Annotated in this window: 16 protein-coding genes; 9 read left to right on the top strand and 7 right to left on the bottom strand. The window is 67.9% G+C overall.

Annotation, left to right across the window (positions count from 1 at the left end; all coding sequences use genetic code 11):
* The first annotated feature begins 54 nt into the window (after positions 1 to 54).
* Together A2790_RS20755 and A2790_RS20750 are read left to right on the top strand one after the other, a co-directional pair.
* Positions 55 to 1,440, top strand: coding sequence for a heterodisulfide reductase-related iron-sulfur binding cluster (locus tag A2790_RS20755; RefSeq protein WP_293395836.1), 1,386 nt, complete (start codon positions 55 to 57; stop codon positions 1,438 to 1,440).
* Positions 1,440 to 2,033, top strand: coding sequence for a DUF3501 family protein (locus A2790_RS20750; protein WP_293395833.1), 594 nt, complete (start codon positions 1,440 to 1,442; stop codon positions 2,031 to 2,033). The genes A2790_RS20755 and A2790_RS20750 overlap by 1 nt, the downstream gene beginning before the upstream one ends.
* A gap of 106 nt (positions 2,034 to 2,139) precedes the next feature.
* Here A2790_RS20750 and A2790_RS20745 read toward each other — a convergent pair whose 3' ends face one another.
* On the bottom strand, positions 2,140 to 3,345 hold the full coding sequence (locus A2790_RS20745) for an acetyl-CoA C-acyltransferase (protein ID WP_293395830.1): 1,206 nt from the start codon (positions 3,343 to 3,345) through the stop codon (positions 2,140 to 2,142).
* Between the two features lie 81 nt (positions 3,346 to 3,426).
* Positions 3,427 to 5,508 (bottom strand): 3-hydroxyacyl-CoA dehydrogenase NAD-binding domain-containing protein, encoded by a 2,082-nt coding sequence (locus A2790_RS20740; RefSeq protein ID WP_293395827.1) that lies wholly within the window; start codon positions 5,506 to 5,508, stop codon positions 3,427 to 3,429.
* A 162-nt stretch (positions 5,509 to 5,670) separates the two neighbouring features.
* Between A2790_RS20740 and A2790_RS20735 the strand changes: the two genes are divergently transcribed.
* The 4 genes from A2790_RS20735 (at position 5,671) to A2790_RS20720 (ending at position 10,258) form a co-directional block, all read left to right on the top strand.
* Entirely contained in the window at positions 5,671 to 6,447 is a 777-nt protein-coding gene (locus A2790_RS20735) for an SDR family oxidoreductase (protein ID WP_293395824.1), read from the top strand.
* A gap of 233 nt (positions 6,448 to 6,680) precedes the next feature.
* Positions 6,681 to 9,680 (top strand): YdbH domain-containing protein, encoded by a 3,000-nt coding sequence (locus tag A2790_RS20730; RefSeq protein WP_293395821.1) that lies wholly within the window; start codon positions 6,681 to 6,683, stop codon positions 9,678 to 9,680.
* A 38-nt stretch (positions 9,681 to 9,718) separates the two neighbouring features.
* Positions 9,719 to 9,889 (top strand): YnbE family lipoprotein, encoded by a 171-nt coding sequence (locus A2790_RS20725; RefSeq protein WP_293395818.1) that lies wholly within the window; start codon positions 9,719 to 9,721, stop codon positions 9,887 to 9,889.
* 15 nt (positions 9,890 to 9,904) lie between these two features.
* On the top strand, positions 9,905 to 10,258 hold the full coding sequence (locus A2790_RS20720; protein WP_293395816.1) for a YdbL family protein: 354 nt from the start codon (positions 9,905 to 9,907) through the stop codon (positions 10,256 to 10,258).
* A gap of 4 nt (positions 10,259 to 10,262) precedes the next feature.
* On the opposite strand, the gene A2790_RS20715 is transcribed toward A2790_RS20720, so the two are convergent.
* Together A2790_RS20715 and A2790_RS20710 are read right to left on the bottom strand one after the other, a co-directional pair.
* Positions 10,263 to 12,425 (bottom strand): malate synthase G, encoded by a 2,163-nt coding sequence (locus tag A2790_RS20715; RefSeq protein ID WP_293395813.1) that lies wholly within the window; start codon positions 12,423 to 12,425, stop codon positions 10,263 to 10,265.
* A gap of 121 nt (positions 12,426 to 12,546) precedes the next feature.
* Complete coding sequence (locus A2790_RS20710; protein WP_293395810.1) at positions 12,547 to 14,139, bottom strand: isocitrate lyase; 1,593 nt, start codon at positions 14,137 to 14,139, stop codon at positions 12,547 to 12,549.
* A 146-nt stretch (positions 14,140 to 14,285) separates the two neighbouring features.
* Here A2790_RS20710 and A2790_RS20705 point away from each other — a divergent pair, with 146 nt between their 5' ends.
* The gene (locus tag A2790_RS20705; RefSeq protein ID WP_293395807.1) at positions 14,286 to 15,701 is read left to right on the top strand and encodes a helix-turn-helix transcriptional regulator; all 1,416 of its coding nucleotides are present in this window, start codon (positions 14,286 to 14,288) and stop codon (positions 15,699 to 15,701) included.
* A gap of 100 nt (positions 15,702 to 15,801) precedes the next feature.
* Positions 15,802 to 17,034: a TetR/AcrR family transcriptional regulator gene (locus A2790_RS20700; protein ID WP_293395804.1), complete on the top strand. Its 1,233-nt coding sequence runs from the start codon at positions 15,802 to 15,804 to the stop codon at positions 17,032 to 17,034.
* Between the two features lie 8 nt (positions 17,035 to 17,042).
* Here A2790_RS20700 and A2790_RS20695 read toward each other — a convergent pair whose 3' ends face one another.
* Complete coding sequence (locus A2790_RS20695; RefSeq protein ID WP_293396151.1) at positions 17,043 to 17,747, bottom strand: MFS transporter; 705 nt, start codon at positions 17,745 to 17,747, stop codon at positions 17,043 to 17,045.
* Between the two features lie 226 nt (positions 17,748 to 17,973).
* Here A2790_RS20695 and A2790_RS20690 point away from each other — a divergent pair, with 226 nt between their 5' ends.
* The gene (locus A2790_RS20690; RefSeq protein WP_293355372.1) at positions 17,974 to 19,758 is read left to right on the top strand and encodes a hypothetical protein; all 1,785 of its coding nucleotides are present in this window, start codon (positions 17,974 to 17,976) and stop codon (positions 19,756 to 19,758) included.
* Between the two features lie 667 nt (positions 19,759 to 20,425).
* Here the strand turns inward: A2790_RS20690 and A2790_RS20685 are convergent.
* Both A2790_RS20685 and A2790_RS20680 read right to left on the bottom strand, forming a co-directional pair.
* Positions 20,426 to 20,857, bottom strand: a complete 432-nt coding sequence (locus A2790_RS20685) for a TetR family transcriptional regulator C-terminal domain-containing protein (protein ID WP_293355369.1) — start codon at positions 20,855 to 20,857, stop codon at positions 20,426 to 20,428.
* Between the two features lie 27 nt (positions 20,858 to 20,884).
* A complete protein-coding gene (locus tag A2790_RS20680) occupies positions 20,885 to 21,151 on the bottom strand; it encodes a TetR/AcrR family transcriptional regulator (protein ID WP_293355365.1) in 267 nt (88 codons plus the stop codon).
* Positions 21,152 to 21,525 lie beyond the last annotated feature (374 nt).

Here is a 21,525-nt window from a genome sequence, read left to right as displayed (position 1 = left end):
TCTCCTCCCCCAATGGGGGAGGAGGGCTTTCGTTCGGCCGACCGCAGGACTGACATGAGCGAAGATCGCACCGCGCCCCCCGCCGCCGGGGCTCCGCCGCGCGAGGGCAGCCTCGATGCGCCGTTCCGGCGTCCCATCCTGTGGCAGGACGAGGACTATTACGACCTGGCGAAGGTGGAGGCCGAGCTGCAGCGGCAGTTCGACATCTGTCACACGTGCCGGCGCTGCTTCAATCTTTGCGACAGCTTCCCGCGCATGTTCGACGCCATCGACGAGGGCCCGACGGGCGAGATCGACGGCATCGGCCCGAAGGACCATGCGCACATCGCCGAGGCCTGCACCCTCTGCGACATGTGCTTCCTGACCAAGTGCCCCTATGTCCCGCCGCATCCCTTCGACATCGACATCCCGCACCTGATCCTGCGCTACCGGGCCGCCAAGCGGCGGGCGGGCGAGAAGGAGTTCGTGCGCGAACAGCTCGGCATGACCGACCGCAACGGTAAGCTCGCCAAGCCCGTGGCCGGCCTCGCCAACTGGGCCACCGCGCGGACGAACACGCCGCTGCGCAAGCTGCTCGAGGCCATCGCCCAGATCGACGCCGAGGCCGAGCTTCCCAAATACCACTCGAAGACGGCGACCGACCGGCTGAAGACGCCGCTGGCGCCCAATCCCCAGGGCCCGGCCTTCGGCCAGCGCAAGGTCGCGCTCTATGCGACCTGCTTCGTCGACTACAACAGGCCGGACACGGCGGTGGCCGCCGCCAAGGTGCTGGCGCTGCAGGGCGTCGAGGTGAAGCTGGTCTATCCCGAATGCTGCGGCATGCCGCAGCTCGAGGCCGGCGACATCAAGGACGTGGCCGGCAAGGCGCGCCGCGTGGCCGCCGCCTTCGCGCCCTACATCGAACAGGGCTACGACGTGGTGGCCCTGACCGCCTCCTGCGGCCTGATGATGAAGTTCGAATGGCCCCTGATGCTGCCCGAGGATCACGCCATCGGCCGTCTCGCGGCCAAGACCAAGGACGTGGCCGAATACGTCGTCGAGCTGTCCCGGACCTACGGGCTGGTCGAGGGGCTGAAACCGGTCGAGGGCGGCGTCACCTTCCACCACGCCTGCCATGCCCGGGCGCAGAACATGGGCGCCAAGTCCATGGAGATGCTGAAGCTGATCCCCGACACCAAGGTCGACCTGGTCGAGCGCTGCTCGGGCCACGGCGGCACCTTCGGGGTGATGAAGGAAACCCGGCCGCCCGCGGTGAAGGTGGGCCGCCCCGCCGCCCGCCAGGTGGCGGCCAAGGGCAACGAGACCCTCTGCTCGGACTGCCCCCTGGCCTGCAAGCACCTGGCCCAGCTGATCGGGGACGACACGGCGCAGACCGCCCCGCCGCGTCCGGCCGAGGCCCATCCGATCGAAGTCTTCGCCCGCGCCTACGGAGTGTTCTGATGCCGCTCGCCGAACGCCGCATCGATCCGTCCGACCTTCTGCCGGACGCCGAGTTCGCCAAGGTCCGCAAGGCCCGGCGCGCCGAACTGCTGCCGCTGAAGCGGTTGCGGCGGATCGAGCTGGGGCCCTACTGCACCTTCTACTTCGAGAGCTACGAGACCATGCTCTTCCAGGTGCAGGAGATGCTGCTGATCGAGAAGGGCGGCGCCGACCAGATCCCGGACGAGCTGGCCGCCTACAACCCGCTGATCCCCAACGGCTCGGAACTGGTCGCCACCATCATGTTCGAGATCGACGACCCGATCCGGCGCGAGGCCGTCCTGGCTCGCCTGGGCGGTGTCGAGGACTGCTTCTTCATCCAGGTCGATGGCGAGCGTGTGCTGGGGGTGCCCGAGGGCGACGTCGAACGCACCCGCGAGGACGGCAAGGCCTCGTCGGTCCACTTCCTGCGCTTTCCGCTGAAGCCGGAGCATGTGGCGGTGTTTCGCAAGCCGGGCGCCGAGATCATGATCGGCTGCAGCCATGAGCGCTACAGCCACCTGGCGGGGCTGTCCCCGGCCAGCCGGGCCGAGCTGGCGAAGGATTTCGCCTAGTTGCCCCCCCCGTTTGGGGGAGCTGACGGAAGGGGCTTCCGCTTAGATCGTTGAGGAAGCCCCCTCCACCACTTCGTGGTCCCCCTCCCCCTGAAGGGGAGGAATTTTAGAAGATCTCGAAGAGTCCTGCGGCGCCCATGCCGCCGCCGACGCACATGGTGACGACGCCGTACTTGGCCTTGCGGCGCTTGCCTTCGTACATCAGGTGCGCGGTGCAGCGGGCGCCGGTCATGCCGTAGGGGTGGCCGATAGAGATCGAGCCGCCCGAGACGTTGTACTTGGCCGGGTCGATGCCGAGCTTGTCACGGCAGTAGAGCACCTGCGACGCGAAGGCCTCGTTCAGCTCCCAGATGTCGATGTCGTCGATGGTCAGGCCGTTGCGCTCGAGCAGCTTCGGGATCGCGAACACCGGACCGATGCCCATTTCCTCGGGACCGCAGCCGGCCACGGCCATGCCGCGATAGGCGCCCAGGGCCTCCAGGCCGCGCTTCTCGGCTTCCTTGCGCTCCATCAGCACCACGGCGGCGGCGCCGTCGGAGAGCTGGCTGGCGTTGCCGGCGGTGACGAACTTGCCTTCCTGGACGTAGCGGCCGCCCTTGAAGACGGGCGACAGCTTCTGGAGGTCGGCCAGTGTGGTCTGGGGGCGGTTGCCCTCGTCGGCCGAGATGGTGATCTCCTTGTCGGCCGTCTCGCCCGTTTCCTTGTTGACCAGCACCTTCATGATCGTGGTGACCGGGACGATCTCCTGGGCGAAGCGGCCTTCCGCCTGGGCCTGAGCGGTGCGCTGCTGCGACTGGAGGGCGTATTCGTCCTGGGCCTCGCGGCTGACGCCATAGCGCTCGGCCACGATCTCGGCGGTCTCGATCATCGAGGTCGCCAGCTCCGGCACATGCTCCTTCAGCCACGGATCGGTGGCCATGAAGCGGTTCACCTTGTCGTTCTGCACCAGGCTGATCGACTCGATGCCGGCGCCGATGGCGATCGGGGCGCCGTCGTTGATGATGTACTTGGCCGCCGTGGCCACGCCCATCAGGCCCGAGCTGCACTGGCGGTCGATGGTCATGCCCGAGACGGTGTTGGGCAGGCCGGCGCGCAGTGCGGCTTGGCGGGCGATGTTGTTGCCGGTCGTGCCCTGTTGCAGCGCGCAGCCCATGGCCACGTCGTCCACCTCGCCGGGGTCGATCCCGGCCTGGGCCACCGCGGCGCGGATGGCCTCGGCGCCCAGCGTGGCGCCGTAGGTGTTGTTGAAGGCGCCGCGATAGGCCTTGCCGATGGGAGTCCGCTTGGCGGCGACGATGACAGCTTCACGCATTCCGTAGGGTCTTTCCGTAAGGTCAGAGGATGGGCAGAGAAAAGGCGGGGCGTCCCGGGACGCCCCGCCTCCGGATCAGGCTTACTTGTTGAGGTCGGCGAACTTCTTGCCTTCGGCGGCCAACTTTTCCAGCAGGGCGGCCGGCTTGAAGTCGTCGCCCATGGAGCCCTGGAATTCCTTCATCTTTTCCAGGACCTTGGCGGGACCGCCGATGAGGTCGCCGTAGAACATGGGGCCGCCGCGATAGACGGGCCAGCCGTAGCCGTTGACCCAGACCACGTCGATGTCGCTGGCGCGGATGGCCTTACCCTCTTCGAGGATCTTCACGCCCTCGTTGATCATCGGGAAGATGCAGCGCTCCAGGATCTCCTCGTCCGAGATCTTGCGCGGGTTCTTGCCGGTCTTGGCGATGAAGTCGTTGATCGCCTTCTCGGTGAACGCGCTGGGCTTGGCGTTGCGGTTCTCGTCGTAGTCGTAGTAGCCGGCGCCCGTCTTCTGGCCCCGGCGGTCGGCTTCGCAGAGCACGTCGCGCAGGGTCTCGCCCTTCGAATTCTCCTTCACCCAGCCGATGTCGAGGCCGGCCAGGTCGCTCATGGCGAACGGGCCCATGGGGAAGCCGAAGTCGTACAGCACCCGGTCCACGTCCCAGGGCATGGCGCCTTCCATGATCAGCTTCTGCGCCTCGCGCTGGCGCTGGCTCAGCATGCGGTTGCCGATGAAGCCCGGGCAGACGCCGGCCAGGGCCGCGATCTTGCCGATCTTCTTGGCCAGCTTCATGGACGTGGCGATCACGTCCTTGGCGGTCTTCTCGCCGCGGATCACCTCCAGCAGCTTCATGACGTTGGCCGGCGAGAAGAAGTGCAGGCCGATCACGTCCTGCGGCCGCTTCGTGACCGAAGCGATCTCATCGATGTTCAGGTAGCTGGTGTTCGAGGCCAGGATCGCGCCCGGCTTGCAGATCGCGTCCAGCTTCGTGAACACGTCCTTCTTGATGTCCATGCGCTCGAACACGGCCTCGATGACGAGGTCGCAATCGGCGAAGTCGTTCATGTCCAGCGAGCCGGTCAGCAGGCTCATGCGCTTCTCGGTGACCGCCGGGTCGGCGCCGCGCGAGCGCTCGTAGTTCTTGCGGATCGTCGCGAGGCCGCGGTCCAGGGCGTCCTGCTTCAGCTCGACGATCACCACGGGGATGCCCACGTTGGCGAAGTTCATCGAGATGCCGCCGCCCATGGTGCCGGCGCCCAGGACGCCGACCTTCTTGATCTCGCGCAGCGGGGTGTCGTCCGGCACGTCGGGGATCTTGTTCGCCTGGCGTTCGGCGAAGAAGTAGTAGCGCTGGGCCGCCGACTGGCTGCCGGTCATCAGGCCCATGAACAGCTTGCGCTCGACGGCCAGGCCCTCGTCGAAGCTGGCCGAATTCACCGCCGCCTCGATGCACTGGATGTTGGCCTCCGGCGCGTCGAAGCCGCGGAACTTGCGGGCGTTCTTCTTGCGGAACTCGGCGAAGATCTCGGGCTTGCCCTTGGCCTCTTCGAGCTTGGTGTTGTTCTCGCTGATCTTCACCAGCGGCTTGTTCTCGGCCACGGCCTTGTTGGCGAAGGCCAGGGCCCCCTCCTTCAGCTTGCCTTCCTCGACCAGCTCGTCGACCAGGCCCAGCTTGGCGGCTTCCGGCGCCGGCACGTGGCGGCCCGAGGTCATCATCTCCAGGGCGTTCTCGACGCCCACCACCCGCGGCAGCCGCTGGGTGCCGCCGGCGCCCGGCAGCAGGCCCAGCGCCACTTCGGGGAGCCCGAGGCGCGCCGACGGAACCGCCACGCGATAGTGCGCGCACAGCGCCACTTCCAGGCCGCCGCCCAGGGCCGTGCCGTGGATCGCGGCGATCACCGGCTTGGGCGAGTTTTCCATCATGTTCTGAACGTCGGGCAGGGACGCGGAGGGTTTGCCCGGGGCGCCGAACTCGCTGATGTCGGCCCCCGCGATGAAGGTGCGTCCGTCGCAGATCAGGACGATGGCCTTGGCGTCGCTCGCGATCGCCTGCTTGAAGCCTTCGAAGAGGCCGTCGCGGACGTTGGCCGACAGGGCGTTCACCGGGGGCGAATTCAGCGTGACGACGGCCACGTCGCCTTCGCGGGTGAGGGTGGTCACCGAATTGATCTCGGTCATGTGCTTCCTCGAAATGGCTGGCGGACCGCTCGTTCAAAAATCTGGCGGCCGTGAAATTCAAACGCGTGTTATAGGCCTCGGCCGGCGAGGCCAAGTCAATTCCCGGGACGGGAACTGCGCACGTTGCAGGCCTGCCGCAACGACATGGAAGGGGACGGCTGGATGGCCTCGAATCTGTTTTCGCTGGACGGCAAGGTGGCGCTGGTCACCGGTGGCTCGCGCGGCATCGGCAAGATGATCGCCAAGGGCTTCCTCGAGGCGGGTGCGGCCCGGGTCTATATCTCGTCGCGCAAGGCTCCCGCCTGCCTGGAGACCGCGGAGGAACTGGGCCCGCAGTGCATCGCGCTGCCGCAGGACGTCTCGACGGTGGACGGGGTGAAGGCCCTGACCGCCGCCTACATGGCGAAAGAAGACAAGCTCGACATCCTGCTGAACAACGCGGGCGCGGCCTGGGGTGCGGACTTCGACGAGTTTCCGGAGAGCGGCTGGGACAAGGTCATGGACCTGAATCTCAAATCGCCCTTTTTCCTGACCCAGGCGCTGCACGGCGCCCTGACCAAGGCCGGCAGCCCGGACCGCCCGTCCAAGGTGATCAACATCGCCTCGATCGACGGCATCCGCCTGAACCCGCAGGAGACCTACTCCTACCACGCCTCCAAGGCCGGCCTGATCTTCCTGACCCGCCGCATGGCCGCGCGGCTGATCCGGGACAACATCGTGGTCAGCGCGATCGCGCCCGGCGCGTTCGCCTCGGAAATGAACCGGGTCGCGCGCGACCAGGGGGACGAGGTGGCCAAGCGGATCCCGTCCCGCCGGATCGGCACGGACGAGGACATGCAGGGCGTCGCCATCTACCTGGCGAGCCGCGCCGGCGACTACGTGGTGGGCCAGACCATCGCGGTCGACGGCGGCATCGCCTGGGCTCAGCTCGCCGTCTGAGTGCGTCCAAGCCGGCGCGTTAAGCGTAAGATCGGCGGAGGGGGGACCGGTCGTTTGCGCGGCCGGTGGAGCGAACGGGTCTAACCGCTCCGAGCCCGATCTCCTCCCCTCCACCATCCTGCTTCGCGCGTTCCGCGCTCCGCAGGACTGCGTCCTGGAGCCGTATCTTCGGAACGGTCACGGTTCCGGCGCGATTCCCGCTATGAGGGGATGAACGCCAGAAACCGCCGACCGTGACCGACGACGCCAAACCCCGCCGCCCGCGCGCACCCGTGCTCCGCATCCTTGCGGTGGCGGGCCTGGTGCTGCTCATCGCCGGGGGCCTGATCTGGCTGAACCGCAAGATGCTGGCGCGTGAGGCGTTGACCGGCTGGCTGAAGTCCAAAGGGATCGCGGCGGACGCCCAGGTGGAGGCCTTCGGTCCCGGCGTCTTCACCGCCCGGCTGCGGATCGGCGACCCCAGAGCCCCGGACTTCGCGGCGGAACGGGCCGAGGTGCGCTACCGGGCCCGCATCACGGGCCTGGAGGTGATCTCGGTCACGCTGAAGAAGCCGGTGCTCCGCGCCCAGCTCCGGCAGGACGGCCTGCACGTGGGCGCCCTGGACCCGCTGGTGCAGGAGTTCCTGCGCCGCCCGCCCCGCCCGGACGCGACGCAGCCGCGCATCCGCATCGAGGGCGGGACCCTGATGCTCGCCACCGACTACGGGCCCCTGCGCATGTCGGCGGACGCGGTGGTGGAGGACGGCAAGCTGCAGTCCCTGGCCGCCACCACGGCCCCGACGCGGCTGCGGAGCCCTGACTTCGACGTCAGCCTGGGCGCCGCGACGGTGCGGTCGGTGACGCGCCAGGGCCGCCTGGACGTCGCCGTCGCCGCGCCCGTGAGCGCCGCGAGGTTCGGGACCACCCAGGCCGCAGACGGCCGCCTGACCCTGACGGCCCAGCTTCCCTACCCGGACCTCAAGAAGCAGCGCGGCGACGGCGCCGTGGTGGCCGCGCTGAACCTCACCAGCCGCCGGATCACCGTGGCGGGCCAGATGCTGGACGGTGCGGAGCTCAAGGCTGGGCTGACCGGCCAGGCCGCTGGTTGGATTCCCGACCTGGCGGTCTCGGGCAAGGCCACCGCCAGCGTGACCGCCTCCGCGGGGCGGTTCGGCGAAACGGACGCGAAGTTCATCCGCCTGGCGGCCGTCTCCGACGATCTGCGCTGGACCCGCAAAGGCGGCGACCGCGTCGCGGGGAGCGTGAAGCTCACCGGCGGGCTGGAGGGCCTACGGGCCCGTGATCTGCGGCTGTCCTCGCTCGCCGCAATGGCGCGGGGGCGCATCTCGGCGGCGGCCGCGGGCGTCGAAGCGGCGCTGGATGGCGCCATCGTCGGTGAAGGCGGCTGGAGCGGCCTGGGCGCCACGACGGCGCAGGACACACCCGACATGGTCGCCCTGAAGCGGGCCGCCCGCAGTTTCCGGATCGCCGCCCCCGGCATCTCGGTGCGGGTCAAGGGTGGCGCGGCGAGCTTTGGCCTGCCGAAGCCGGTCAGGGTCGCCGTGGCGGGCGGCGGGGTGGTCGAACTGGCCGGCCGGGGCGATGCGCCCGCGTTCGGTCCGTCGGGCGGCGCCTTCCGTCTGACGGTAAGGGGCGGCGGGCTGCCCGCCGTCGAGGCCGATGTGGCGAAGCTCGCGCTGGTCGAGGGCGGGATGAGCGCCACCGGCCGGGTCCGCGCCCGCGCCTCGGTCGGGTTCGTACAGGGCGCCGACCTGGATGCGGCCGGCCGGCTGCAGGTGGCGGACGGCGGCCTGACGTTCGTCGCCGAGCGTTGCGTGACGGTGCGGGCCGAGCGCCTCGACTTCGGCGCCAACGACATCGAGCGGCTGTCCGGCCGTCTCTGTCCGGCGGGCGGGCCGCTGTTCCGCATGACCGGCGCCGACTGGCGGATCGCCGGGCGGGCCGAGGCGGTCACGGCCACGGCGCCCTTCGTCCAAGGCCGGGTGGTCGGCGGCGCCGGGCGCATCGCCGCCCAGAGCCGGAACGGCAAGGTCACCGCCCAGGCCCGCATCGACACGGCGCGGCAGGAGGACACCGCGCCCGATCGGCGGTTCAACCCCTTCCTGATGACCGGCGAGGCCAGCCTGTCGGAGTTCATCTGGCGCGCCGACCTCGACTTCAGGCTGCCGGGCGGCGCCCCGCTGGGGAACGCGCTGGTCACGCAGGACGGCCGGCTGGGGCTGGGCGTGGTGGTGATCGAGACGCCGATGCTGGAATTCGCCGAGGGCGGGCTGCAGCCGGACCAGATCTCGCCGCTGGCCTCGGCGGTCGGCTCGCCGGCCGTCGGGCAGGCGAAGTTCAAGGGCCGTTTCGACTGGACCCCGGATGGCTCCACCAGCAGCGGCGTCGTCACCATCCCCCGGCTCGATTTCCAGAGTCCTGCCGGCCCGGTGAAGGGCCTGAAGGGCGAGCTCACCTTCACAAGCCTGGCCCCGCTGGTGGCCGCGCCCGGCCAGTCGCTGGACGTCGAACGGGTCGAGGCGCCGATCCTGCTGGAGAACCTGCGGGCCAGCTTCGGCGTGGTGGACAACCTGCTGAAGGTCGATGGCGGCGAGGCGGACGTCGGCGGCGGCAAGGTGCGGGTCGAGACCCTGGAGATCCCGCTGGTTCCCGGCGCGCCGACCCGCGGCGTTCTGCTGCTGGAGGGGGTGCAGCTGCACGACCTGGTCGAGGCGACACCTTTCGGCGACAAGGTCGAGTTCGACGCCAAGGTCAGCGGCAAGATCCCGTTCGAGATGACCGAGGGCCGCGTCCGCATCTCGGGCGGCGAGATCAGGGCGATCCAGCCCGGCCGGATCTCCATCGACCGCACCGCCCTGACCGGCGTTTCGGCGGACACCGCCATCGATGCGCCCGCCGCCGTGGTCGATCCCAACGCCACCTTCACCGACTTCGCCTACCAGGCCATGGAGAACCTGGCCTTCGATAAGCTGGAGGCTTCGATCGCCAGCCAGCCCGACGGGCGCCTGGGCGTGATCTTCCACATCGTGGGCCGCCACGACCCGCCGACCCGGCAAAGGATCAAGCTGACCCTCATGGATCTGATCCAGAAGCGCTTCCTGGGCCGCACCCTGCCGCTGCCCTCCGGCACGGGGGTGAACCTTACGCTCGACACGACCCTCAACCTGGACGATCTGTTGGCGGACTACGCCGAGTACCAGAAGGCGCGCAGTTCAGGTCCGGTTCAGCCGTGACGCTTCACATACGGAGACATGATGACGGAGACCGCCCCATGAGACTGGCCCTGGCCGCGCTTGCGCTGACGAGCCTGACGGCCTGCACCCCGACCGTTCGGGTGGAGGTCGCCCCGATCAACATCTACGCCAAGCTGGACGCCAACGTCCGCCTGCAGCTGGACGAGGACGTCAAAGCCCTCATCCAGAAAAACCCCAACCTCTTCTAAGGGAGAGGAGACATCATGAGCGATCGTTTCAACATCACCGCGGCCGTGCTGGCCGCCCTGGCCATCACCCCGGCCGCCGCCTACGCCATGGACGCCAAGGCGGCCGTCGACGCCGCCAAGGCGCAGGGCGTCGTGGGCGAGCAGGCGGATGGCTTCCTGGGCTTCGTGAAGCCCTCGTCCGACCCGGCGCTGAAGGCCGCCGTCGACGAGATCAACCAGGGCCGCGCCGCCCTCTACCGCCAGGCCGCCGCCAAGAACGGCGTGTCGGTCGAAGCGGCCGGCGCCTCGGCCTACACCACGGTGGTGCAGGCGCGCATCAAGTCGGGCGAGTTCTACAAGCCCGCCGGCGGCGGCTGGGTCCGGAAGTAGCCGATCAGGCCGGGGCGAGAGCCCCGGCCGCCTGGGCCTTCCGCTCGCGGCGGCGGCGGGTGAGGATGTGCTCGGTGTAGCCGTTGGGTTGCTCGCGACCCTTGAACACCAGGTCCAGCGCCGCCTGATAGGCGATGCTGTCGGGATTGCCGCTCATCGGCGTGTAGAGCGGGTCGCCCGCGTTCTGGCCGTCCACCACCTTCGCCATCCGCGCCATGGTCTCGCGCACCTGGGCCTCGGTGCAGACGCCATGGTGCAGCCAGTTGGCGATGTGCTGGCTGGAGATGCGCAGGGTGGCGCGGTCTTCCATCAGGCCCACGTCGTGGATGTCGGGCACCTTCGAACAGCCGACGCCCTGGTCGATCCAGCGGACCACATAGCCGAGGATGCCCTGGGCGTTGTTGTCCAGTTCCTGCTGCACGTCGGCGGGGCTCCAGTTGGATTTCGCCATGGGCGGGGTCAGCAACTCGGTCAGGCCCGTGGTCTCGCCGGCCGCGGCCATCGATCCCTGCAGGGTGGGCACATCCACCTCGTGGTAGTGCAGGGCGTGCAGCACGGCCGCCGTGGGCGAGGGCACCCAGGCGGTGTTCGCGCCGGCCTTCGGATGGCCGACCTTGGCCGCCAGCATGTCCTTCATCATGTCGGGCGCGGCCCACATGCCCTTGCCGATCTGGGCTCTGCCCTGGAAGCCGGTCGCCAGGCCGATCTCCACGTTGCGCTTCTCGTAGGCGGGCAGCCAGGGCTCGGCCTTGATGGCGTCCTTACGGGCGACCGGGCCCAGCTCCATGGCGGTGTGGATCTCATCGCCCGTGCGGTCGAGGAAGCCGGTGTTGATGAACACCACCCGATCCTTGGCCGCGGCGATGCAGGCCTTGAGGTTGGCGCTGGTGCGGCGCTCCTCGTCCATGATGCCGATCTTGACCGTGTTGCGGGGCAGGCCCAGCGCGTCCTCGACCCGGTCGAACAGGCGAACGGCGAGCGCGACCTCGTCGGGCCCGTGCATCTTGGGCTTCACAACATAGACCGAGCCGGCCGGGCTGTTGGCGCGGGCGCCCTTGAGATCGTGCAGGGCCGCGGTGACGGTGATCAGGGCGTCGACGGCCGTTTCGAACACCGGCTCGCCGCCGAAGCGGGCCATGTCGGTGGTCATGTGGTGGCCGACGTTGCGGACCAGCATCAGCGAACGGCCGCGCAGGGTGACCTGGCCGCCGTCCGGGGCCATGTAGACGCGGTCGGGGTCCAGGCGGCGGGTCTCGGTCTTGCCGCCCTTCTGGAAGCTGGCGGAAAGGTCGCCCTTCATCAGGCCCAGCCAGTTGCGATAGACGCCCACCTTGTCCTCGGCATCGACCGCGGCGACCGAGTCCTCGCAGTCCTGGATGGCGGTCAGCGCCGCCTCGACCAGCACGTCCGCGACGCCGGCGGGGTCGTCCTTGCCGATGTTGCTGGACCGGTCGACCTGGATCTCAAGGTGCAGGCCGTTGTGCCGGAGCAGCACCGCGTCCGGCGTCAGGGCGTGGCCGCGGTGGCCGGCGAACTGTGCCGGGTCGGCGAGGAACGATTCCTGGCCGCCCTTCAGCCGCACGACCAGGTTCTCGCCCACGATGGCATAGCCCTCGGCGTCGGCGTGGCTGCCGTTGGACAGCGGGGCCACGCGGTCCAGCAGGGCGCGGGCATAAGCGATGACCTTGGCGCCGCGGGCCGGATCGTAGCCCTTGGTCCCCGTCGGCGGCTCCAGGGCGTCGGTGCCGTAGAGGGCGTCGTACAGGCTGCCCCAGCGGGCGTTGGCGGCGTTCAGTGCATAGCGGCCGTTGGACACCGGCACCACCAGCTGCGGGCCGGCGATGCTCGCGATTTCCGGGTCGACGCCCTGCGTGCCGATCTCGAACGCGGCGGGCTCGGGCAGCAGGTAGCCGATCTGGCGGAGGAAGGCGGTCTCCTCGGCCACGTCCACCGGCTTGCCGCGGCGTTCGCGCCAGTAGGTGTCGATCAGCGCCTGCAACTCGTCGCGCCGGCGGAGAAGCTCGAGGTTGCGCGGCGTGAAGTCGGCGAGGATCGCCTCCAAGGCGCTCCAGAAGGCCTGCGGGTCCACGCCCGTCCCCGGCAGCAGCTCGGCCTCCACGAAGGCGTGCAGGAGGTCGTCGACGGCGAGGGTGTTGCTGATGTCCATCTTCAATCTCGACAGGGCTTCCGGCGCTGCGGGCGCAGCGCCGCACAGGCCATAGCAGAAAAAAAGAGGGCGGCCCGAGACATCCCAGGCCGCCCTTTCGACGCGTGAACCTGAGCGCGGTTTAGGCGAACTGGTTCATCGTGTTGTGCACGCCGCCGGCCTTCAGGGCCGCTTCGCCGGCGAAGTATTCCTTGTGGTCGTCGCCGATGTCCGAGCCGGACATGTTCTGGTGCCGCACGCAGGCGATGCCCTGACGGATCTCCTGGCGCTGCACGCCGGCGACGTAGCCGAGCATGCCCTGCTTGCCGAAGTACTCCTTGGCCAGGTTGTCCGTGGACAGGGCGGCCGTGTGGTAGGTCGGCAGGGTGATCAGGTGGTGGAAGATGCCGGCCCGCTTGGCGCTGTCCGCCTGGAAGGTGCGGATGCGTTCGTCGGCCTCGGCCGCCAGCTCGGTAGTGTCGTAGTCCACGCTCATCAGGCCGGCGCGGTCGTAGGACGAGACGTCCTTACCGGCCGCCTGCCAGGCGTCGTACACCTGCTGGCGGAAGTTCAGGGTCCAGTTGAACGACGGGCTGTTGTTGTAGGCCAGCTTGGCGTTCGGGACGACTTCGCGGATCCGGTCGACCATCGAGGCGATCTGCTCGATGTGCGGCTTTTCCGTCTCGATCCACAGCAGGTCGGCGCCGTTCTGCAGCGAGGTGATGCAGTCCAGGACGCAGCGGTCGGCGCCCGTGCCTTCGCGGAACTGGAACAGGTTGGACGGCAGGCGCTTGGGACGCAGCAGCTTGCCGTTGCGGTTCAGGACCACGTCGCCGTTCTTCATGTCGGCGGGCGCGATCTCTTCGCAATCCAGGAAGCTGTTGTACTGGTCGCCGATGTCGCCCGGGGCGTGGCTGACCGCGATCTGCTTGGTGAGGCCCGCGCCGAGGCTGTCGGTGCGGGTGACGATGATGCCGTTGTCGACGCCCATCTCGAGGAAGGCGTAGCGGCAGGCGCGGACCTTCGCGAGGAAGTCCTCGTGCGGCACGGTGACCTTGCCGTCCTGGTGGCCGCACTGCTTCTCGTCGGAGACCTGGTTCTCGATCTGCAGGGCGCAGGCGCCCGCCTCGATCATCTTCTTGGCCAGCAGGTAGGTCGCTTCCGCGTTGCCGAAGCCGGCGTCGATGTCGGCGATGATCGGAACGACGTGGGTCTCGTAGTTGTCGATCGCGTCGATCAGCTTCTGTTCCTTGGCCTTGTCGCCGGCCGCGCGGGCGGCGTCGAGGTCGCGGAACAGCATGCCCAGCTCACGGGCGTCGGCCTGCTTCAGGAAGGTGTAGATCTCTTCGATCAGCGCCGGCACCGAGGTCTTCTCGTGCATCGACTGGTCCGGCAGCGGGCCGAAGTCCGAGCGCAGGGCGGCGACCATCCAGCCCGACAGGTAGATGTAGCGCTGCTTGGTGGTGCCGAAGTGCTTCTTGATCGAGATCAGCTTCTGCTGGGCGATGAAGCCGTGCCAGCAGCCGAGGCTCTGGGTGTAGTTCGCCGGATCGGCGTCGTAGGCGGCCATGTCGGCGCGCATGATGCCGGCGGTGTACTTGGCGATCTCCAGGCCGGTCTTGAACCGGTTCTGCAGGCGCATGCGGGCCACGGATTCGGCGCTGATGCCGTCCCACGTGCCGCCCTTGCTCTTGATGAGCTGGCTCATCTCGATGATGTGGTCTTGATACGCCATTGCGGGAAACCCCTGGTCAGTCGTGTTCGGTTGAGCGTGGGGTAGCCCGGCGTGCGGCGCGCTGTGGAGTCTGCGCGCGGTCTAGGTGTCAAACTTTACAAGATTTCCATGTAATGTTGTAAGGTGTGACAAACCAAGAGCCTGCCATGCCTGCCGAACGCCGCCTTTATGTGGGTCCGAGCCTTCGCCGCCTCCGCCGCGACCTGGGGCTGACCCAGGCCGACATGGCCGCGGACCTCGACGTCTCCGCGTCGTACATCGCCCTCTTGGAGCGCAATCACCGGCCCCTTAGCGCCGAGGTGCTGCTGCGGCTGGCCCAGACCTACAAGCTCGACATGGCGGCCCTGACCCGCCAGGGCGCCAACGACGACGCGGCGCGGCTGCAGGCGGTGCTGAAGGACCCGATGTTCGCCGACATCGACCTGCCGTCGCTGGAGACCGCCGACGTCACTACGAACTTTCCGGGCATCACCGAGGCCCTGCTGCGGCTCTACACGGCCTATCGCGAGGAGCAGCTGGCCCTGGCGGACCGGGGGGTGGCGGCCGATGCGCCGGGCGTCGGCGCCTCGGAGGCGTCCGATCCCGTCGCCGAGTCCCGCCGGTTCCTGGAGGCGCGCCGCAACAGCTTCCCCACCCTGGACGACGCGGCCGAGCGGCTGGCCCAGGCGGTGGCGGCGCACGACGGCTTCACGCCGTACTTCAAGGCCCGCCACAACCTGCGGGTCCGGCGCCTGCCGCCGGAGGTCATGGTCGGCTCCACCCGGCGGCTGGACCACCATCGGCGCGAAATCCTGCTGAGCGACGAACTGGACAACGCCAGCCAGACCTTCCAGCTCGCCCTCCAGCTCGCCTATCTGGAGCTGGGCGCCGACGTGGATGCGGTGGTCGCCCAGGCCAGCTTCGCCACCGACAGCGGCGAGCGCCTGACCCGCCGCGCTCTGGCCAGCTATGCGGCGGCGGCGATCCTGATGCCCTACACAGCGTTCGCCAGGGCCGTCGAAGCGCGCCGCTACGACGTGGAGGCCCTGGGCCGGCAATTCGGCGCCAGCTTCGAGCAGGTCGCCCACCGGCTCACCACCCTGCAGAAGCCGGGGCAGGAGCGGGTGCCGTTCTTCTTCATCCGCGTGGACGAGGCCGGCAACATCTCCAAGCGCCTGGATGGCGCCGGCTTCCCCTTCGCCCGGCACGGCGGCGGCTGCCCGCTCTGGACCGTCCACCAGGCGTTCCGCACGCCCCGCCAGCTGGTCACCCAATGGCTGGAGCTGCCGGACGGCCAGCGCTTCTTCTCCATCGCCCGCACCGTGACCGCCGGCGGCGGTGGCTATGGCAAGCCCAAGGTGGAGCGGGCCATCGCCCTGGGCTGCGCGGCCGAGCACGCCGGCCGGCTGATCTACACCCAGGGCCAGTCCGCCGATGCGCAGGCCGCCACGCCGATCGGCGTCACCTGCCGCCTCTGCCATCGCACCGAATGCACGGCCCGCTCGGCGCCGCCCATCGGCCGTTCGATCCTGCCGGACGACATCCGCCGGACGAGCGCCCCCTTCGGCTTCTCGGACAGCTGACGTTTGCGGCATGCCGCCGGGTCAACCGGTGCGCGTTACACCCTTGGCGAAGCCGCGCTTTCGGGGTCAAAAGAACGTCCATTCGGGGAATAGGGTGTCCATGGCTCCACGAAACGCCACGGTGAAATCCACAGACCGGTTCGAGCGTAAGCGTGAGGCGATCCTGGACGCCGCCACTCGGATCCTGAACCGCAAGGGCATCAAAGGGCTGACGCTGGGCGACACCGCCGCAGCGGTCGACCTGTCGACCACCAGCGTCACCTACTATTTCAAGCGCAAGGACGACCTGGCGGCTGCCTGCATCACCCGCGGGATCGAGACGCTGCACGACCTGGCGGACCAGGCGGTGAAGGCGGCGACCCCGGCCGAGCGGCTGCACCGGTTCTTCACGCTCTACCTCGACACCCTCGCCGCCACCCTGGCGGGGACAGCGCCGCCGCTGCCGATCATCTCGGAACTGCGCGCCCTGACCTCGCCGCGGCGGGAGGAGGTGGCGAGCGCCTATGGCCGGCTGTTCCGCAAGGCGCGGCAGATCTTCGACCATCCCGACCTCTGCTGGATGTCGCGCGGCCGGCGCACGGCGCGGACACGCATGCTGCTGGAGCAGGTGTTCTGGGGCGGGGCCTGGCTGGCGAAGTTCGACCCCGAGGACTATCCGCGCATCCGCGACCGCATGGTCGACATCTTCCTGCACGGCGTGGCGGCGGACGGCGCCGCCTGGGATCCCAAGCCGATCGCCATGGAGAAGCTGGCGGCGCGCGATGGGCCCGAACTGGCGCGCGAGACCTTCCTGCTGGCGGCCACCCGGCTGATCAACCGGCGCGGCTACCGCGGCGCCTCGGTGGACAAGATCTCGGCCGAGCTCAACGTCACCAAGGGCAGTTTCTATCACCACAACGAGGCCAAGGACGACCTGGTGGTCGCCTGCTTCGAGCGCAGCTTCGAGGTGATGACCCGGGCCCAGCGGCTGGCCATGGATCTGCCCGGGGACCAGTGGGACAAGCTCTCCGCCTGCGCCGCCGCGCTCGCCGAGTTCCAGCTCTCGGACCACGGCCCCCTGCTGCGCACCAACGCCCTGACGGCCCTGCCCGAGCAGATTCGCGGCGTGATGGTCGAGCACTCGAACCGGGTCTCCGACCGCTTCGCCTCGATGATCTCGGACGGGATCGCCGAGGGGTCGCTGCGGCCGGTGGACGCCTTCATCGCCTCCCAGATGCTGAACGCCACGCTGAACGCCTGCGCCGACCTCGGCTACCTGGTGCCCGACGTGCGGCCCAAGACGGCGGCGTCGGTGTTCGTGCGCCCGCTGCTGAAGGGCATCTTCGAGCGCTAGGGCCTGTCTCAGCGCCTCCCCGGCTCGGTGGGAATTTCTCCCGACCCGATGCCCGGCCCTGCCTCGGCCGCGGCCTGTTCGGCGGCCCGGGTCGCCAGGATGCTCAGGTTCTCCTCGTGGCGTGCGCGGCTGATGCCGTAGGTGAGCAGCAGGCCGATGGCGATGCCGTACAGGCCTACGATCGTGGGGATGTACGCGAGGCCCAGGTTCTGGAGCACCTCGGGCGGCACCTGCCCCCGCTCCGCCTTTTCAGGGAACTGGATGAAGGCCAGCACGCCCGTGGCGATGAAGATGCCCATGCCGGAGATCACCTTCCGGAACAGGTTGTTGGCCGAGAGCAGCAGCCCTTCGGACCGTCGGCCCGTCTTGACCTCCGCATCCTCCACCACGTCGGCGACGATGGAGGCAAGCAGGATGCCGGTGGCCGCGGCGAAGGTGGCGTTGATGATCTCCTCGCCGTAGAGCAGCCAGAGCAGGGCGGTGGTCCCGTTCTCCGGGGCCAGGTCCAGCAGGCGCAGCGAGACCGGCGTGATGTGGACGACGATGGCGGTGGCGAAGACCGCGATCACCCCGTTCTTCTTGCCCAGGGTCCGGCCGACGATGGGGGCGAGGAGCACGCCCAGGAACCCACCGATCACGCTCATGGTCGCCAGGGCGGCGAGCTGCGACTGCTGTGAAAACGCAACAGGCGATGCGCCGCGGAAACAGTCGATGAGCCTGAAGGGGACCTAAGCAGTACGACGAACCGCGTCTCTTTGAGACTCCAGGCGGTCTGCGCCAGAAAACGCCCTCGCAACTGGAAAGAAGTAGTCCGGTAGCTCTATCGAAACGATTACTTGGCAACGTGGAGTTGTGTCCCCATCGCCCTCCCAGCCGATTGTACCGCTCGCTGAGCATGCACTGAGTCTCCCGTGGCTGCCGGGGGATGATCGCTATGTGTTGATCAGCCACAGCCGGATACGAGCGAGCACGGCGCGCACCGACGGCTACGAGATCGAGTGCAGCCTAGGCGTTCTGGAAGGCGAAGGCGGCGGGAGCCGCGTTTCTGTGTGGGCTCCCATAGAGCAGCTGTCGATCCTGCGGCCGGGAACGATCTTCCAGAATCGAGTGATCTCCGGGACGGCAAAAGCGTTGGTCGAGCGGCAAGCAACGCGGCTTCAGGCCAATCAGCTATGCCAGCTTTCCGACAACGGGCTGAGCGCGTACGCCGCTATCGGACATCGTCCCCTCGGAAGCGCGGTCACGCCTCGGCCGATACAGGATTATCCGATCGCGACGGTATGTGAACATGCCGGAAGGCGCATCTACATCAGGGCAGGCGAATTGCTTCGCTTCTATTTCGGTCCGGTCAGTTGGTTGGCCGACGGCTTCATGTCGGCGGCCCATAGCCCTCCGGGAACGGGGCTCGTCGATCTCGATGCCTCGGGCATGGTCGAACCGGAGGTGATGCAGATCGCACCTGTCGCCGGTCTCACGGATAGATCGTCCGCCTTGCACCTCGCCATGTTGCTCAACTCACCCGACCTGATGACGATGTGGCAGGCCGCCGCCGCAGATATGCTTGGCTCTTTTGATGCAAGTGGAGAGGGCCCTCTACCGCCAGCCGTGCTCGCGGCCGGACAGCACTCCTACGCCTTGCTCGGCCACACGGTGCCGGTTGATCTTGATCACTACGGCGAGCGACAGGAACGCGCGTTCGTGGCCGCTGCAATCTTGAGCGACTTTCGACCCGCGCCGTTCAAACGCTTAATTGTCAAGCTTCCGCACGGGACAGATGAGTTGGACGTTGACGATCCGGATGCGGGCGAGCCTGAGACTTCCAGCCGCTATCGCACGATCATCTCACGGGATGCCGCGTTGGAGAGTCACCGCCGCCCCGGGCTTTCTGTCGGCGGGCTCTCACCGTTTCCTGAGTCACTGCGGAGGGCCTTCCCCCGACTAGGGCGGATCGAGATCAAGTACGAGATTGCTCGACGATATCGCCGCGGCGGCTCGCGTCAGACAAGCTGGAATGAACGCACGGTCGACAGTCTGTCAGCCCTGAGCCCCGGGAGCGACGCCAGCGTTGGGGGCGTGATCCTTCGACCAGGCCCCTCCTACCGCGCAGCACCGGCGGAGCCCGGTCCGCCACCTTCGGACAGATTACTGGAGCGACAGGCCGGAGAGGTCGGTCAATTTGCACCTTACGACCGTCAGGCGCTCAGCTATCCGCTCTCTGTGTTCGCGAGTGCGATCGGCAAGTTAGGGCGCCACCAAAGTGGAGGACTCGTGGGCCAAGATCCCCTTCGAGGCGCCGCGGGCAAAGTCATGTTGTTGCAGGCTCATCCAAGCTGGGGCAGCGCTTGGCGTGACCGCCAGTTTGCCGTCGGCCACATCCAGGTTTCTGGCAGAAGGGTCTACGCGTTCGAGGTGTCCCGCCGCCGCAAGACTGAACGGATCAGCCTTGGGTTGGTCGCTCGTCACGACGGCGGCCTTATGTCCGTGCGCGAGCTATCGGCGATTGCAGAGCACGCTATCTCCAAGCTGTCGTCGCGCCCCTCGACGCGAGAGGCTACATGGCGGGGGGTCTGGCCCGTCTCTTACAGCGACGTGAGGGCTCGCATCGTACCCCACACCGCGCGCCGCCGGCTCGCAGCCCTGCTGGCGGAAGATTTGGAGGCGCTGGCGAGAACACTCTTCGATCCGCCGGTTGCGCTGCCCGAGACCATACAGGCGATAGGCTGATGCTCAGCGACGTCGTCGCTGACGCCTATAAGAAGATGCGTGAGATGTGAGCGGCACCAGATCGACGACGTTAAGCTGCTCGAGCGGTTCGCTGAGTGACGCGCGGGTCTCCACAGGGACGCTTCTCCACCGTTACCGTTGCTTAGCGCCCGCGTCCGATGCGCTTTGGGCTGTACTCTTGACCGCTTCTTCGGCGACTTTCCGTTGCGCGTCGCCGGCCGCGCCATCTGGAGCAGCGTAACATCGCTGCAGAGCGTCGACGCCCTAGCCCCCCCACCGCGCCAGCGACGCCACGTCGCCAGGATGCTAAAGGGCCCATATGGCCGAGCACCCGGACGATTTCAGTGAGACGCCTTGGTGGCGCCTCGCCATGTACCCGCTAGGCGGCGCGATAGCAGTTCTAGCCATCATCGGAGCCTGGGTCGCGCTCACCTAGTTGAAAACCCGCCAGGCTGCGACGCCAACCGGAACCTCATGCACGGCACGCTCTCGCAAATTCGCTCGGCCCGTCTCGCTTGACGAAACGACGAGGTGGACGCGCTCACATCCTGCTGAGCCCCTGATGTCCGAGGCCGGGACGCAGCGCGTGGCTTCAAATGGGTTGGGAGCCCGGGCCCTCCGGCGGTTTCAGCGAGAGCTTCAGCTCCGCGCCTCTTTCCCGATGCTTCTACCCCACAGGCTCGCGCAGGAGGAACTCAGCCGGCCCGGAGATTTCGGGAGGTGCGTTCGCCCAAGGCTCGCGCAGCGCATGAAGACGTTCCGGTGTCATGGTCTCGACCATCCCGACCAGTGTCTCGAGCGCGATGGACGCCAGGTCAGCCATTCGTCCAGCATGGGGCTTCCCGTGCCCCGCGAAGATCGTGGACCCCTCCACGAAGCTCGAGATGAAGACTGCGACAGTCTCGGCGTCAGCCTCATCCAGCGTCGGGTTCAAGCGTCGGATGCGCGCGATGACCGGAAGATGCAGGCGGCGGTAAAAGTTGTGCAGCAGCGACGAAATCTCTTCGTCGTGGTTAGCGAGCGACCAGAGCTCGGGAAACAGATGCGTCGTCTGGAAGCTCTGCACGTCGCGCAGGACGTTGAACAGGCCGGCCTTCAAAGCGGTGCGGTCGTCCAGCTTGAACTCCTAAGCCCCTTGCCTCGCCCGATCCGCATAGGCTTCCAGAACCGCTTCCAACAGTTCTTTGAGCAGAGCGGCCTTGTTCGGGAAATGGTAGGTCAGGTTGCCGATCGCGACGCCGCAGTCGCCAGCCACCCGGCGAATGCTCAAAGCCGAATAGCCATCGGTCATGAGTATCTTGAGCGTAGACCTCAGGATCTGCTCGACCGTATCCGCGGTCCTCGGGTAGGCACCGGCTCGAATCTTGATCTTCAAGGATGCGGGTTCGTTCATCGCTCCTCCGGCGCTATGCGGCTGCGAGGCCTCGTCCGCCCCCCCCCCAGCGTACCCGCTGAGCTGCGATAAGTAGGCTCCTCGGGCGGCGGAGCACAGAATCTCTCGCGAGCCTCGAAACATTGCCGTCGATCCTTCGTGAGGGCGCTGGTCCAGAACAAGCCGTCCGGACCTTGGTCTTGTATCACGAACGGCGCCGTGTTTAGGTCGATCGTACTAAATTGGCTTGGGGGTACGATCTTATGGGTAAGCTAAGGCCCGCGGCCCTGGCCCTGACCTTGCTGCTGGGGGCCTGCGCCTCGAGCGCGTCGCTGTCGGCGGAATCGAGACCGAATCTTCTGACCTTGTCCCCCGAGCAGCAGAGGATCCTCTAC

The sequence above is a fragment of the Phenylobacterium sp. RIFCSPHIGHO2_01_FULL_69_31 genome, from assembly GCF_001824475.1.
Classification (GTDB): Bacteria; Pseudomonadota; Alphaproteobacteria; order Caulobacterales; family Caulobacteraceae; genus Phenylobacterium.
The sequence above is the reverse complement of the archived record's forward strand: the minus strand, read 5'-3'. Positions and strand labels throughout refer to the sequence as shown.

Bases quoted from the DNA above. Each gene is read 5' to 3' on its own strand.
- A2790_RS20755 (WP_293395836.1), top strand. From the start codon at position 55: ATGAGCGAAGATCGCACCGCGCCCCCCGCCGCCGGGGCTCCGCCGCGC.
- A2790_RS20750 (WP_293395833.1), top strand. From the start codon at position 1,440: ATGCCGCTCGCCGAACGCCGCATCGATCCGTCCGACCTTCTGCCGGAC.
- A2790_RS20745 (WP_293395830.1), bottom strand. From the start codon at position 3,345: ATGCGTGAAGCTGTCATCGTCGCCGCCAAGCGGACTCCCATCGGCAAG.
- A2790_RS20740 (WP_293395827.1), bottom strand. From the start codon at position 5,508: ATGACCGAGATCAATTCGGTGACCACCCTCACCCGCGAAGGCGACGTG.
- A2790_RS20735 (WP_293395824.1), top strand. From the start codon at position 5,671: ATGGCCTCGAATCTGTTTTCGCTGGACGGCAAGGTGGCGCTGGTCACC.
- A2790_RS20725 (WP_293395818.1), top strand. From the start codon at position 9,719: ATGAGACTGGCCCTGGCCGCGCTTGCGCTGACGAGCCTGACGGCCTGC.
- A2790_RS20720 (WP_293395816.1), top strand. From the start codon at position 9,905: ATGAGCGATCGTTTCAACATCACCGCGGCCGTGCTGGCCGCCCTGGCC.
- A2790_RS20715 (WP_293395813.1), bottom strand. From the start codon at position 12,425: ATGGACATCAGCAACACCCTCGCCGTCGACGACCTCCTGCACGCCTTC.
- A2790_RS20710 (WP_293395810.1), bottom strand. From the start codon at position 14,139: ATGGCGTATCAAGACCACATCATCGAGATGAGCCAGCTCATCAAGAGC.
- A2790_RS20705 (WP_293395807.1), top strand. From the start codon at position 14,286: ATGCCTGCCGAACGCCGCCTTTATGTGGGTCCGAGCCTTCGCCGCCTC.
- A2790_RS20700 (WP_293395804.1), top strand. From the start codon at position 15,802: ATGGCTCCACGAAACGCCACGGTGAAATCCACAGACCGGTTCGAGCGT.
- A2790_RS20680 (WP_293355365.1), bottom strand. From the start codon at position 21,151: ATGAACGAACCCGCATCCTTGAAGATCAAGATTCGAGCCGGTGCCTAC.